We start from the raw sequence: 12,820 nt of genomic DNA, 5'->3' as shown, positions 1-12,820 counted from the left end.
ATTGCCGCTTAGACCGAAAGAAGCGGAGCGATACTGGGTTTACTCCAAAGGAATTCCCGGTAGGCAGAAACTAACGCCTACTACGGCGCCTTGGGCTTTACCCAACCGGAAAGCGTCTTCTGGCACTGGCAGTAATAGGGGTCGCCCTTCTCGAAATAGCTCTTGGGAATGCCGTGGAAGGAGGTCAGCAGCCGTTCCGGCTCCCAGTCGAGCGTCGCGAGGTGTTTTTCGATGGAGATGGCGAGCGCGTCGATATAGGCGGGGTCGTCGTGATAGGGCGGCACGGTGCGCAGCGCCGGCTGCCAGCGCATCTTCAGAAGCGTCTCGAAGGCCTTGTCGTTGACCGTCGCCGTGGTCGCGGCGGCATATTGCGGATAGAGCGGGAAGACGAGGATGCGTTCGCAACCCTGCTTTTGAAGGGCTTCCATGCGCGAGGCGATGGAGGGCTGGCCGTAGCGCATGGCCCAGTCGACAACGACATGGCTGTGCTCGCTGAGCGAGGCCGCCATCAGTTCGGCCTGGCTGCGCGTATAGGTGCGCAGGTAGCTCTCGTTCCTGTCCTTGTTCCAGATAGTCTCGTAGGCCTTGCCGACCTTGCCGGGGCGGGTGTTGAGCACGATGCCGAAGAGGATCGGGTACCAAGCGATCCTCGGCCACTCGATCACGCGCTTGTCGGTCAGGAACTCCTTCAGGTAGCGCCGCATCGACGCGTAGTCCGTACCGTCAGGCGTGCCGAGATTGACGAGCAACACGCCGACCTTGCCGTGTTTGACAGGCGGATGGCTGTGTTCGATTCTTGCAGATGTCATTCGCATTCTTTGGTATGCCAATCTCAGTTACCAGGAAGCGTGGGAATAAGCGCGGCAGTTTCCCGCCTTGGGCGAGTCGGGTCGGCAGGCCGTTCGAGGACGTAAAGGCCGACATCTATGGTTCCGGCCTTAAAACCGGCCGCGCAGTAACAAAGATAATAGTCCCACAACCGGTGGAACTGTTTGGAGTAACCTAATGCGCTAATCCTGGGCCAAGCAGCATGGAAGCGTCGCCGCCATTCGAGGAGCGTTCGAGCATAATCCAATCCAAAGTACTCGGATTGCACCAATTGAAGTCCTGCGCGCGCGGCCTGCTCCTGAATTATGCCTTTGGTCGGAAGCATGCCGCCAGGGAAGACATGTCGCTGAATGAAATCTGCACCGCCTCGATATGCGGCAAAACGGCTCTCGTCGATCGTGATGACCTGAAGCACGGCGTGTCCGCCCGCGCGAAGCCTTTGCTGCAGCGTTTTGAAGAACAGGGGCCAATAGGCCTCGCCTACCGCTTCCAGCATCTCGATGGAGACGATCCGATCATAGGTCCCTGTAACATCCCTATAGTCTTTCAACTGCAGACGTACCGCGTCCTCCAGACCGCTGGCCCGGATGTGTTCCGTCGCGTAGTCCAGTTGCGCGGGGGAGAGCGTGACCCCTTCCACCTCGACGCCTGCGTGGCCGAGACTTGCGGCGAGCGCTCCCCAACCGCAGCCGATCTCCAGAACGCGATCTCCACCTTCGATCATCAGGAGCTGTTTGACTCGCTCTATCTTTGCCCTTTGGGCCTCTTCCAGGCTGAGGGTCGGTTCCGTGTAGAGTGCGGAGGAATAGGTCATGCTCGGATCGAGCCACTCCCTGTAGAAGGCATTGCCGAGGTCGTAGTGATAGGCGATGTTCTTCCGGCTGCCGGTCTTGTTGTTCGCGCGCAGAACATGGCGAAACCGCTGCAGCAGCCTGATCGCCAAGTGACCTGAAATCTTCCCATCGAGCATATCGATGTTGCGTGCGGCCAGTTCCAGGGTGGCTTCCAGATTCGGCGTCGACCAGTCCCCGTCGACATAGGCTTCAGCGAAGCCGAGATCACCGCCTGTCGCGAGCCGGCGGACGGCCCGCCATTTGTGAATAGTGATCGCCGCCGAAGGCCCCGGGCGTGTTCCGACATGTTCAATACGTTCGCCGGAGGGCAGGACGACCGTGATTTTCCCGATATCGACTGATGAAATGACGGCGTCCATTGCACGCGCGAAAAGTCCGGTCCCCGCTCTGTTCTCTCTAAGACCACGTCTGAATATTCTTGCTAATGCGAGCACGATGTCTTCCTGAAAAAATTCGATAAAACTATGGGTGCAGGCGCTTCAGACGCCGTGTGTTCGAAACCGGTTCACGCGGCGTCTGTGTAACTCGCGGTTTCCGGCGGTGGCGGACTTGTGCGGAAGCGCGCCCCTTTCAGCCACAGCTTGAAGGCTTCCCAATGGATGCCGGCCATCACCTTCATCGTCATGAAGGGGAACCGGATCAGGCAGCGCGCCAGCACGGCGTCCGTCAGCAGCGCCGCGTCCGCATTGAACGTGGCGGCCATGACGGGGTCCTTGCCGGCGGTCTCATGAATTCGCACCCGTACGGTCCTGCCGGGCGGGAGAATGCGGAAATGGTAGCGCAGCCCCATGTCCATGAAGGGGGAAACATGAAAAACCTTCGTTCGCGTCTGCCTGATGCCGGCGGCGCTGATGTCGCCCGCAAGGACCGGTGCCACGTAGCTGTGGCGTTCGCCGAAGGTGTTCCTGACTGCATAGATGATGGCAATCAGCCGGTCTTCGTCGTCATAGGCGAAATAGGTCGAGAGCGGGTTGAAGACATAACCGAACATGCGCGGGTAGGCGAGGAGCAGTATACGGGCCGCGGGCCTTTCGAGACCGGCGGGCGCCAGCAGGCGGTCGGCGAACTGTCGCAACGTCTCGCCGTCCTCTTCGACGTGATCGCGCTCGTGGAACGACAGAATTCCCGCGCGGTTCACGGCAAGCAAGCGGGTCTGTCCGGCAAGAGCGACAAGCCGGTCGACATCGATCAGAAGAGAAAAGACGCTATAGCTGAAGCGATGGCAGAAGGGATGGAGCCTCTGGTGCATCACTTTTCCCGGATAAAGCGTACCGGCCGCAGAGGGCGGTGGGCCGTTGTCTGCCATGCTGGTGACCCGGATCTGCTTCATGCCCTGCTTCTTTCCGTTCATCATCGAGCAGGCCGCCAGCGCACATTCTTGCAAAGCACGCCGCCGAGGATACAGCCACGCGTTAAAAGCGATTTGTCGGATACCTGCACCGTGATCGAATAAGTGCGATCGCGTTTCTCATCAAAGGCGGTGCCGGACAATGTATCCGGCGATTTGGGCTGAAGCGACATGATCAGGCGGTCGCCGGCCTCTTCGCCTTTGCTGGTATCCCGGATCCAGAGATTGGTCGCGCAGATATTGCGGCCGCATGGTGCGATGCGCACACGCGCGTTCCCGTCGTCGCGCAGCCAGACACCGCTTGGATCGGCGGATTGCTGCGCCTGGGAGGCCGCGGCAGTCAGTGTCAGAGCGGAAAGTGCAGTCAGAACGGCTATCCTCATCGGCCAATCCTCGTTGCTTTTCCTTGAATACGCACGCGCGGGCGGATCGGTTCACCCGAGGTGATCCGTCAGGACGACAAAGACGTAGAAATGTCGATAAAACGTCGTGGGAGACATCGGTATGAAAACCATCGTCATCGCCTATCTGGCGACCGGCATCGCCTTTCTGATCGTCGATGCCATCTGGCTTTCGACGATGGCGGATATGCTGTACCGGCCGCTCCTGGGCGACAAGCTGGCGCCGCAGTTTCATCTGGCACCGGCCGTTGTGTTCTATCTGATCTATGTTGTCGGCATCGTGTTTTTCGCCGTGATGCCTGCGCTCGATGGGGGTGGGCTCGGCAAGGCGGCGCTGAACGGTGCGGTCCTCGGTCTCGTGGCATATGCGACCTACGATCTCACCAACCAGGCGACGCTCAAGGACTGGCCGCTTTCCGTTACGCTCGCCGATATTCCCTGGGGTGCTTTCGTGACCGCGGTCGGCGCATCAGCCGGCTTTCTCGCGGCGAGCCGCGTCGGCTGATTGTTCGGCCTCAGCAAGGATGCCTGAGAACAGGATGGTGACGAAGGCGGTGAGCACGCATGCGCTCACAAGGTTGAGCCGCGCCAACGCGGCGTATTGCGCCGCGTCGTACCGTGCGAGCGGCAGACCATAGGCATCGTGCAAGAGAAGGAAAACGCCGAAGGCGAGCGCGGCAAGCGCAAGGGCGACGACGCGCTCCCGCGGCCGAAACAGGAGAAGCGCGATGACTCCGCATGGAACAAGGAAGATTTCAACTGCCGAAGCCGTGCCGAAGAGCCATGCCGAAAGCACGGTGTTGCAGATCCCCGCCAGCGGCAGCAGAGCCCGCCCTGCAACATCATTCCGGCGCGCCACGGCCGGCACGGAGAGAAAGAACGGTGTCGACAGGAACGTGAACCAGGCGGCGGTGATGTCGGCACTCACCAACCAGAAGAGATAGAGCGGGTAAAAGGGCTGGTTCGACGCGACCAGCAAGGAAATCACGTTCGCCGCAGCGACACGCGGGTTGCGATGGTGCGCGTAGGCCCGTACCATCGCGGTGAGGCGTTTCACAAAGAAGATCACCGGCCTGCGCCGGCGGGGCTGAGGCGATAGTGGCTCACGCCCCATTCTTCTCCATTGGCATGGCCGAAGAGCCCGGCCGTGGCGAGGAAAAACATTCGCCAGCGCCGCATCCAGACGGATGCGTCCTTGCCGTAGGTCGCCTCGAAGATGGCTCGGACCGCGTCGCGGTTTCGGTCGAAATTGTCGAGCCAGTCCCGCGCGGTGCGCTCGTAATGTTTGCCGTTCCAACGCCAGTCCCGCTCGACGGTGAAACTGTCGTCGAACGCGCGAACCAGTCCATGGCTGGGCATGACGCCGCCGGTAAAGAAATACTGCGCAATCCAGTCCGCCTTGTCGGCATGGTCGAAGCGATAGGCCGTCTTGCGATGCGAGAAGACGTGCAGGAAAAGCCGCCCCTCGTCACGGATCCAGCTGCGTGCACGCTGGAGCAGGCAATGCCAGTTGGACATGTGCTCGAACATTTCCACCGACACGATGCGGTCGAAGGTGCCATCCGGCGAGAAGGTGTTCATATCCGCGGTGATCACGGTGAGATTGCGAAGGCCGCGGCGCTTGGCCTCCGCCTCGATATAAGTCCGCTGCGAGGATGAATTCGAAACGGAGACGATGCGACCGGACAGAAAGCGCTCTGCCATGAACAGCGAGAGGGATCCCCAGCCGCAACCGAGCTCGAGGATGTCCTGCCCGTCGGCGAGGTCCGCGTGACGGCATGTCTCTTCCAACGCCGCGATTTCCGCTTCCGCGAGTGTCGTGGCGGGCGAGGCATAGAAACAGGATGAATATTTGCGGCGCGGGCCGAGCACCAGCGAGAAGAATGCCGCGGGAAGCTCATAGTGCTGGGCATTGGCATCATCGGTATGCACGGCGATGGGCCATTCGCTCATGGAGCGCGCAAAGTCCCGGTCCGTCGGACCGCTCCCTTCCGCCAGTAGCCGGCGCGTGCGGCCAACGAGCCGGCTGATACCGAAGCGCAGGGCATGATCGGGTAACGGTAGCCGCTCGGCGGCGGTGATGGCGGTAACGGCAAGGTTCATGTCGTCTGCTCCCGTTTTTGTGGGCCCGGCCAGAAGGCATTGACGCGCCTGGCATAGGCGGTGAAGGCAGCGCCACGCGAACGCATCATGTGCGCTTCAAGCGGCGGAATCCCTGAAACGTGCACAAGCAGCCAATACATCAGGGCGGGGCCTGCAAGCGCCAGCCAACCCCAGCCCCAATCTCCGGCAGGACCAACAGCCACGACTGCATAACCAACCCATCCGAACCACTGGAAGAAATAGTTGGGATGGCGCGACAGGCCCCAGAGCCCGACATCGCAGACCTTACCCCCGTTGGTGTCGTCGTCGCGAAACCGCGCCAGCTGCGCATCGGCAATGCCTTCCCCCACGACGGCGATGACGATGATCGCGATGCCGGCAATATCGCTCCACTGCCAGCCCAAGGCCGGGTTGCGTGCTGTGGCGAAGATCGTGGTGGTCAGGAGAAGCGCGGCGGCGGCCTGGATCTGCAGAAACAGGAAGAGACGCCAGCGCCAGCGTTCGCCCCATTCCTCCTGAAGTTTCGCGTAGCGAGGATCCTCACCGCCTTTCAGTGTGCGCCGCAGGATATGCAGGCCAAGACGACAAGACCAGAGCGCGGCCACCGCTGCCATGAGAAGCCGTCGCTGCCCATCGCCCTCCCAGCCCGAAACCGGAACAAGCGCGGCGGCGACACCGGCCCCGCCCACGAGAAAGGACCAGACGGTATCGACCCAGCCGGATCCCGCCCCCTTCACGACCGCGAGCCAAACGGCTGCCATGCCCAGCGAGATAGCGGCGGCCAGAAAAAGGAAGAGCGCCGCCGCCGACATGGTTCAGATCCCGAAGATCGGCTGCAGCATGCGGCCGATGACGTTCTTGAAGCGCATCTTGCCTTCTAGGGCGGCGAGGCAGATGCACTCGCCATCTTTGTCGACGATCGGCTGGTGCTCGACATCCTCATCCATTTCAGCAAGGTCCCCGGGGAGGAACCGGCCGAAACGGTCGGAAAACGATCCCGATACGATGTAGGTGAACTCGGTGCCGACATGCCCGTGGTCGGGAAGCGCGCGGCCGGGGGCGACCTTGAGCAAGATGAGATTGGCATCCGGATCCTGCGGCACGCCGACCCGGCTCATCTTCATACCGGGGCCGATCCAGCGCCAGCGTCCGATATCGCAGCCGCGCAAGGCGTCCGGCAGGCGAATGCCTTCAATCTCTACCGGCGCCAGCGGCGGCGGTGCGAGGAGGGCGGGGGCGGCATCCTCGTCATCGAGCATGGCGAGGACGTCGTTCAGTGCAGTTGCCGACATCTGCGTCGGTTCCGTTTCTTCCAGGAGCGCGCCGCCCAGCGCTTCATATTCGCCGACGCGGGCGCGGCAGGCCGGGCAGCTCGCCAGATGCGCCCTGACGACGATGGCGGGCGCGGCGGCAAGCGTGCCGGCCGCATAACGCATCAGGGTCTCGTCGGTTGCGTGATGTGTGGTGGTCATGATCTGTCTTCCAGCAGCCCGCGAAGCCGGTTCATGGCCAGGCGTGTTCTAGATTTCACGGTGCCGAGCGGGATGCCCAGCTCATCGGCGATTTCAGTCTGCGATTTCTCGCTGAAATACGAGAGGCGAATGATCGTCTGTTGCTCGGGCGAGAGCGCGGTTAGCGCGTCGCGCACCGCCGCATCCCGCTCGGCGCCGAGCATTCCGTCCTCGACCGTATCGGCTGCGTTTTCAGGATCTGGCGGCAGAGCCGAGGGGTCCTTCTGCCGTCGCAGGTGATCAATGCGAATGTTGCGCGCGACCGTAAAGATCCAGGTGGCGACCCCCGCGCGATCCGCATCGAAATACGATGCCTTGCGCCAAACGGTCAGCATCGTCTCCTGTACGAGATCCTCCGCCGCGACGGACGACATCGTCCAGCGCAGGAAGAAGGTTTTCAGCTTCGGCCCGAAATGGCGGAAGAGGAGGGCAAAAGCTTGACGGTCCCTATCCTGCGAGACCTGTCTCATCATGTCGACAAGTGCATCGGGCGAGGGCGTTTGTTGTTTGTCCCTTGAACTTACCACAGCAAGCCGCCGGCCGGTCTGGAAACCGGGTTTGTGATCACGCTCAACGGGGTTCGAAGCTTCATTCATGCATCCTTCTACGCGGTGCTCTTCAAAGCGGATCACACCATGCAATATAGTTTCTTCGCAGTGATCCGTCAGAAGTCTCCGCTCGTAAAGGATACAGATAGTTATCCAGACTTCGAAAGCCGCAAAAGGGTCACCATGCGCCATTTTCCTCAATCGGATCGGCCACTCAAAATCGCGATCGTCGGCACGGGCGTTGCCGGTCTTTCAGCGGCGTGGTTGCTGTCGCAACGCCACGACGTGACGGTTTTCGAGGCCGACAATCGTATTGGCGGCCATTCGCACACGGTGGATGCCGGCGGCGCGCCGGTCGATACAGGCTTCATCGTCTACAACGAGGCGACCTATCCCAACCTCACGGCTTTGTTCGCACATCTCGACGTGCCGACCAAGGCGTCGGACATGTCCTTCGCCGTTTCGATGGACGGTGGGAAGCTGGAATATGCCGGCGCGAACCTTGGCGGTCTTTTCGCCCAGCGCAGCAACCTCGCCAGCCCGCGCTTCTGGTCGATGCTGCGAGACCTCATGCGTTTCTACCGTCAGGCGCCAAGCGGCGTGCGCAATCTCGATCCTTCCGCTAGCCTCAACGACTATCTCGATAGCGCCGGCTTCGGGCGGGCGTTTCGCGAAGACCACCTTTATCCAATGGCGGCTGCGATCTGGTCGACACCGGCACTTGAGATCGGGAATTATCCGGCGCTTTCCTTCGTGCGCTTCTGCGAGAACCACGGCTTGCTGAAATTCGTGCGCCGACCAATCTGGCGAACGGTCGATGGCGGAAGTCGCGCCTATGTCGAGCGTCTTACCGCGTCATTCCGCGACAGGATCCGGACAAATGCGCCGGTGAGGTCAATCCGTCGCGTCAACGGCGCGGTTGAGATTTCCGTGGGTGGCGGCGAGGCCGAATGGTTCGATCACGTCGTGATCGGCGCCCATGCCGACCAGGCACTGGCGATGCTTGCCGACCGCTCCCCACGCGAAGATGAACTGTTGAACGTGTTCGCCTATGGCGACAACGAGACGGTGCTTCATCGGGACGAAACTTTGATGCCAAGTCGCAGGCGTGTCTGGGCAAGCTGGAACTACCTCGCGCAATCCGGACGTGACGGCGCGGCGATGCGCAAGCCCTGTGTCACCTACTGGATGAACCGGTTGCAGGGGATTTCCGATCCTCGTCCGTACTTCGTCACGCTTAGCCCCTTACATGCCCCGGCCGAAGACAAGGTAATCTGGCGCGGGCTCTACCAGCATCCGCTCTTCAATGCGGCGACTCTAACCGCCCAACGGCAACTATGGTCGCTGCAGGGTGAAGCGAACACTTGGTTCTGTGGGTCCTATTTCGGATCCGGCTTTCATGAAGATGCAATCCAAGCGGGCTTGGCTGTTGGTGAGAACCTGGGTGGAGTTATGCGGCCATGGTCGGTCCGAGGAGAATCCGATCGAATATTCCAAAACTTGCAGGGCGCTTAAACATCTAAGCTTCTCAGGTGCTTCCGGTCCTTAACTCTGGTACGATCGTTGTATGGGGAAATCTCTTCCGCGTGGTTGCACGACGATACGCTTCTTGACGGGAGCACATGAGGCATAGTGAAAGGAGGTTCGGGCTTCGGGATCGAACACGATACAAGCACGAGAAGCTCGATGCCTTGATCGGCGTATTTCAAAGCGTTGAAGAGTATCGCGGATATGTTGCCTTTATCGGCAGATTTCGCTTTGCGATGGATCGCGTTATGCACAATGTCATCTGGCCGAGGGATTGGTCCTGGCGCCCGCAGGCCGTGTACGATTCGATTGCGCAGGACGCCTCGGATCTAGGTATCCGGCTAACGGACGCCCACACTTCTATCGCTCCATTTGATAATCACAGTGCACTGCTGGGTGCGCTTTACGTTCTGGAAGGATCCACCCTAGGCGCGCGGGTTCTAAAATCACGAGCCGCTGCGCTGGGAATGACTGATAGTTTCGGTGCACGGCATCTGGCGGTGATGACGCGCGACATCTCGCACTGGCAGTCCTTTCTTCGTCAACTGGACGACGCTGAAGACTTCGACATCGAATGCGCCGACCGGGCCGCCAATGCGGTCTTCGACCTCGCCTTGCGGTGCGTCGAGACAGAGCGGGTCGCCGTATCCTGACGTCAAACTGGATGCCGACTAGCCATCGATCACGCGTCGAACCTTTTCAGCCAGTTGCTCCAGACTGAAAGGCTTTTGAAGCAGATGGGTTCCTGGATCCAGGATGCCGTTGTGAACGACGGCGTTCCGGGTGTAGCCGGTCGTGTAAAGTACCTTCAGTTCACCTAGATCTTTCGATGCCAGCGTGGCGAGCTCGCGGCCCGTCATCTCCGGCATAACGATATCGGTAAAGAGGAGCGTGGGCTTCAGGCCCTCTCCCAACAGGGCTAGCGCTGCCGCCCCGCTATTGGCTTCCGCCACCGTGTAACCGAGTTCGCGTAGCGCCTCGACGGAGAAGTTGCGCACCCGCTCGTCATCTTCCACCACCAGTACGAGTTCGCCATGTGCGCCACGAGCAGGCTCGACATTCTGCGGTGTTATGTCTCTGGTTTCCGCCTCGCCGTAATGACGTGGGAGGTAGAGCTTCACGGTGGTTCCGTGGCCCGGTTCGGAATAGATCTTTACGTGTCCGCCCGACTGGCGTACGAAGCCGAAAACTTGGCTCAGGCCGAGGCCGGACCCTTTGCCGACCTCTTTTGTCGTGAAAAAGGGATCGAACGCTTTCGCGAGCGTGTCGCTGCTCATTCCCGTGCCCGTATCGGTGACGGCAATCATCACATATTGGCCGGGCGACATCGAATGTTCTTGGGCATAGTCCTCTGAGACGAATGTGTTGGCGGTTTCGACCGTCAGCCGGCCGCCGTTCGGCATGGCATCGCGGCCGTTGACGGCAAGATTGAGGATCGCGTTCTCAAGTTGGCTGACATCCGCATTAATGCGCCATAGCCCCGCGGCGAGCACGGTTTCGACCTGGACCTGCTCTCCGAGGGCTCTCGCCAGCAGATCACTCATGCCCGTGACCATGCGGTTCGGTTCGATGATTTCAGGCTGAAGCGGCTGGCGACGGGAGAAGGCAAGCAGGCGCTGGGTGAGGGCGGCGGCACGGTTTGCCCCGTCCTTGGCGGCCTCGATGTAACGCGCTAGATCTGTTTCCCCGCGGGCCAGGCGTCTTTCAAGGAGGTTCATCGCGCCGAGAATGACGGCCAGCATGTTATTGAAGTCATGGGCCACGCCTCCGGTGAGTTGGCCGACGGCTTCCATTTTTTGCGCCTGCCGAAGCTGCGCTTCGGCGTCGATGAGCCTGGCGGTTCGTTCCTGCACTTCCTTTTCAAGCTCCTCGCGAGACCGGGCGAGCACCTCTCGCGCATCGACAATGTCCTGGATGTCCGTACAGGAGCCGAACCAGCGGGTGATTGCACCATCCTCATTGCGCACAGGCTGCGCGCGGCCCAGCACCCAGCGGTATTTTCCGCTACGGTGCCGAAGCCGATATTCGATGTGATAGGGCTCGCCCGTCTCCAGGCTACGCCGCCAGACGGACCAGGCACGGTCCTGATCCTCGGGATGGAACATGCCGGCCCAGCCCTCGCCATCGGTCGAACCTGGCGGGACCCCAGTGAAATCGTACCAGCGCTGGTTATAGTAGTCGTGGTATCCATCCGGCGTCGTCGACCAGATCATCTGGTCGATGGAGTTCGTGATCGCCCGGAGGCGCTCCTCGCTGTCGCGGAGAGCGGCTTCTGCATCTTTACGGTCGGTTATATCGAAGCTGATGCCGGGGAAGCGCAGAGGCGTCCCATCGGGCGCAAGCGTCGGCCGGCCTTCGGCGATGACCCATCTGTGCGCGCCGTCCGGCTGGAGGAGACGGTATTCCTGGGAAAAAACGCTGCCATCCTTCAAGGCCGCCGCAATGGCCTTTTCCACATGGGGAAGATCGTCCGGGTGGATGGCATTGAAGAAATCGGCAATCGGCGCCCCGGCGGCGGCCTTTTCGCGCGTTACGCCGTAGAGTTTGGCAAAGCGCGCATCGGCAATCACCCGGTCATTGGGGATGTCCCAATCCCATGTGCCCACCGTATCCGATGCGCCAAGAGCATATTCCAGCCTCTCCTCACTGGCGCGCAGCGCCCGCTCGGCCGACAGGCGCGCCGTCGTCTCGTTGCCTTGGTTGAATATGCCGAGGACCTTGCCGTTCTGTCCGAAGATCGGCGCGAAGCTGTAGTCCCAGTGGGTTAGCTGTATGCGACCGCCGCGCTGCATGGGCAGCATCTGATCGGTGACCGAAAATCCCTGGCCGGTCTGCAGCACGGCGTGGAGTTGGGGCTCGATCACGTGCCAGATATCGGCCCAGACCTCGCGGGCCGGGCGCCCCAGTGCCCAAGGGTGTTTTTCTCCCGCAATCGGCGCCCAGGCGTCGTTATACAGAAGACGAAGATCGTCTCCCCAATAGAGCGCCGTAGGAAGCGTAGTGGCGAGACACAGGCTCAGCGCCATCCGTAGTTCCTGCGGCCAGTCGGCTTCGGCACCAAAGGATGTTTTCTCCCAGTCGATCGCCCGAATGCGCTGGTTCATCTCGCTGACTGCGTTTGGAGTGAGGGTCATTTTGCCGTTTCTCGATGTGTCGCGGGCTTATATGGATCAGTCCGAAGAATTGAAAAGCACCGTAACGCTGTGAAAATTTTTAAAAAAATTGAGAGGAATATAAGAGAAGTGATGTTGCGCCGGCGCGGCCAACTGCCGGCCGTCGCGCCGTGACGCTACGAACGCACGCTCCGGGCAGACAGGCCGGCGTCTTTCGCCTTGATCTGGTTGTCTAATTCGGCGATCACGTCGCCCAGTCTGTAGGGCTTTGCGAAGGTTCGGCACGTCGCCGGCAATGTCGCCTCCTGCAGATCGCCTCTTCCCGAAACAACGATCCTGGCCGCGTCCGGCCTGCAATTGCTGAACAGTTTCAGCAGATCGATGCCACTCAGCCCGCCGGGCAGATCGACATCCGTGACCAGGCCGTCGATTTCGGCGTGTCTTGCTATATGGCCGATGGCTTCCAGGACATTGGATGCCGCCAGAACCCGGTAGCCCTCATCCTGCAACGCCTCGATCAGTATGAGGCTGATGAGCGGTTCGTCCTCGACGACGAGAATGGTGGACTGCGATGCGGCCATCGGTAT

General features: G+C 60.8%; 13 protein-coding genes and 1 pseudogene. 3 read left to right on the top strand and 11 right to left on the bottom strand.

Annotation, left to right across the window (positions count from 1 at the left end; all coding sequences use genetic code 11):
• Window positions 1-113 precede the first annotated feature (113 nt).
• From hemH to Q9316_RS25150, 4 genes and pseudogenes are all read right to left on the bottom strand, one after another.
• Window positions 114-815: pseudogene (gene hemH / locus Q9316_RS25165) on the bottom strand (ferrochelatase); the annotation flags it as partial.
• Window positions 816-832: 17 nt separating this feature from the next.
• A complete protein-coding gene (locus Q9316_RS25160; protein WP_306036003.1) occupies window positions 833-2,041 on the bottom strand; it encodes an SAM-dependent methyltransferase in 1,209 nt (402 codons plus the stop codon).
• 146 nt (window positions 2,042-2,187) lie between these two features.
• Window positions 2,188-3,012 (bottom strand): DUF1365 domain-containing protein, encoded by an 825-nt coding sequence (locus Q9316_RS25155; RefSeq protein ID WP_306036002.1) that lies wholly within the window; start codon window positions 3,010-3,012, stop codon window positions 2,188-2,190.
• A gap of 20 nt (window positions 3,013-3,032) precedes the next feature.
• Window positions 3,033-3,413 (bottom strand): DUF2147 domain-containing protein, encoded by a 381-nt coding sequence (locus Q9316_RS25150; RefSeq protein WP_306036001.1) that lies wholly within the window; start codon window positions 3,411-3,413, stop codon window positions 3,033-3,035.
• Window positions 3,414-3,534: 121 nt separating this feature from the next.
• Between Q9316_RS25150 and Q9316_RS25145 the strand changes: the two genes are divergently transcribed.
• The gene (locus Q9316_RS25145) at window positions 3,535-3,936 is read left to right on the top strand and encodes a DUF2177 family protein (RefSeq protein WP_306036000.1); all 402 of its coding nucleotides are present in this window, start codon (window positions 3,535-3,537) and stop codon (window positions 3,934-3,936) included.
• On the opposite strand, the gene Q9316_RS25140 is transcribed toward Q9316_RS25145, so the two are convergent.
• From Q9316_RS25140 to Q9316_RS25120, 5 genes are read right to left on the bottom strand one after another with little or no spacing between them, the layout of a single operon-like run.
• Window positions 3,901-4,500 (bottom strand): hypothetical protein, encoded by a 600-nt coding sequence (locus Q9316_RS25140; RefSeq protein WP_306035999.1) that lies wholly within the window; start codon window positions 4,498-4,500, stop codon window positions 3,901-3,903. The two genes, Q9316_RS25145 and Q9316_RS25140, sit on opposite strands and share 36 nt — an antisense overlap.
• Window positions 4,497-5,534, bottom strand: coding sequence for an SAM-dependent methyltransferase (locus Q9316_RS25135; protein WP_306035998.1), 1,038 nt, complete (start codon window positions 5,532-5,534; stop codon window positions 4,497-4,499). The genes Q9316_RS25140 and Q9316_RS25135 overlap by 4 nt, the downstream gene beginning before the upstream one ends.
• Window positions 5,531-6,346 (bottom strand): DUF1295 domain-containing protein, encoded by an 816-nt coding sequence (locus Q9316_RS25130; RefSeq protein WP_306035997.1) that lies wholly within the window; start codon window positions 6,344-6,346, stop codon window positions 5,531-5,533. Before Q9316_RS25130 ends, Q9316_RS25135 begins: the two co-directional genes overlap by 4 nt.
• A gap of 3 nt (window positions 6,347-6,349) precedes the next feature.
• The gene (locus tag Q9316_RS25125; RefSeq protein ID WP_306035996.1) at window positions 6,350-7,006 is read right to left on the bottom strand and encodes a ChrR family anti-sigma-E factor; all 657 of its coding nucleotides are present in this window, start codon (window positions 7,004-7,006) and stop codon (window positions 6,350-6,352) included.
• A complete protein-coding gene (locus Q9316_RS25120) occupies window positions 7,003-7,641 on the bottom strand; it encodes a sigma-70 family RNA polymerase sigma factor (RefSeq protein WP_306035995.1) in 639 nt (212 codons plus the stop codon). The genes Q9316_RS25125 and Q9316_RS25120 overlap by 4 nt, the downstream gene beginning before the upstream one ends.
• Window positions 7,642-7,776: 135 nt before the next feature.
• On the opposite strand from Q9316_RS25120, the gene Q9316_RS25115 reads away from it, so the two are divergent.
• Together Q9316_RS25115 and Q9316_RS25110 are read left to right on the top strand one after the other, a co-directional pair.
• Entirely contained in the window at window positions 7,777-9,108 is a 1,332-nt protein-coding gene (locus tag Q9316_RS25115) for an NAD(P)/FAD-dependent oxidoreductase (RefSeq protein ID WP_306036371.1), read from the top strand.
• 176 nt (window positions 9,109-9,284) lie between these two features.
• On the top strand, window positions 9,285-9,773 hold the full coding sequence (locus Q9316_RS25110) for a biliverdin-producing heme oxygenase (RefSeq protein WP_306035994.1): 489 nt from the start codon (window positions 9,285-9,287) through the stop codon (window positions 9,771-9,773).
• 18 nt (window positions 9,774-9,791) lie between these two features.
• Here the strand turns inward: Q9316_RS25110 and Q9316_RS25105 are convergent, their stop codons facing one another.
• Both Q9316_RS25105 and Q9316_RS25100 read right to left on the bottom strand, forming a co-directional pair.
• The gene (locus Q9316_RS25105) at window positions 9,792-12,254 is read right to left on the bottom strand and encodes a PAS domain-containing protein (protein ID WP_306035993.1); all 2,463 of its coding nucleotides are present in this window, start codon (window positions 12,252-12,254) and stop codon (window positions 9,792-9,794) included.
• 155 nt (window positions 12,255-12,409) lie between these two features.
• Window positions 12,410-12,814: a response regulator gene (locus Q9316_RS25100; RefSeq protein ID WP_306035992.1), complete on the bottom strand. Its 405-nt coding sequence runs from the start codon at window positions 12,812-12,814 to the stop codon at window positions 12,410-12,412.
• Window positions 12,815-12,820 lie beyond the last annotated feature (6 nt).

Origin of the sequence: Shinella zoogloeoides, assembly GCF_030733845.1 — a bacterium.
Taxonomy (GTDB): domain Bacteria; phylum Pseudomonadota; class Alphaproteobacteria; order Rhizobiales; family Rhizobiaceae; genus Shinella; species Shinella zoogloeoides_C.
Note: the sequence above shows the minus strand (reverse complement) of the source record. Positions and strands in the feature narration are given on the sequence as shown.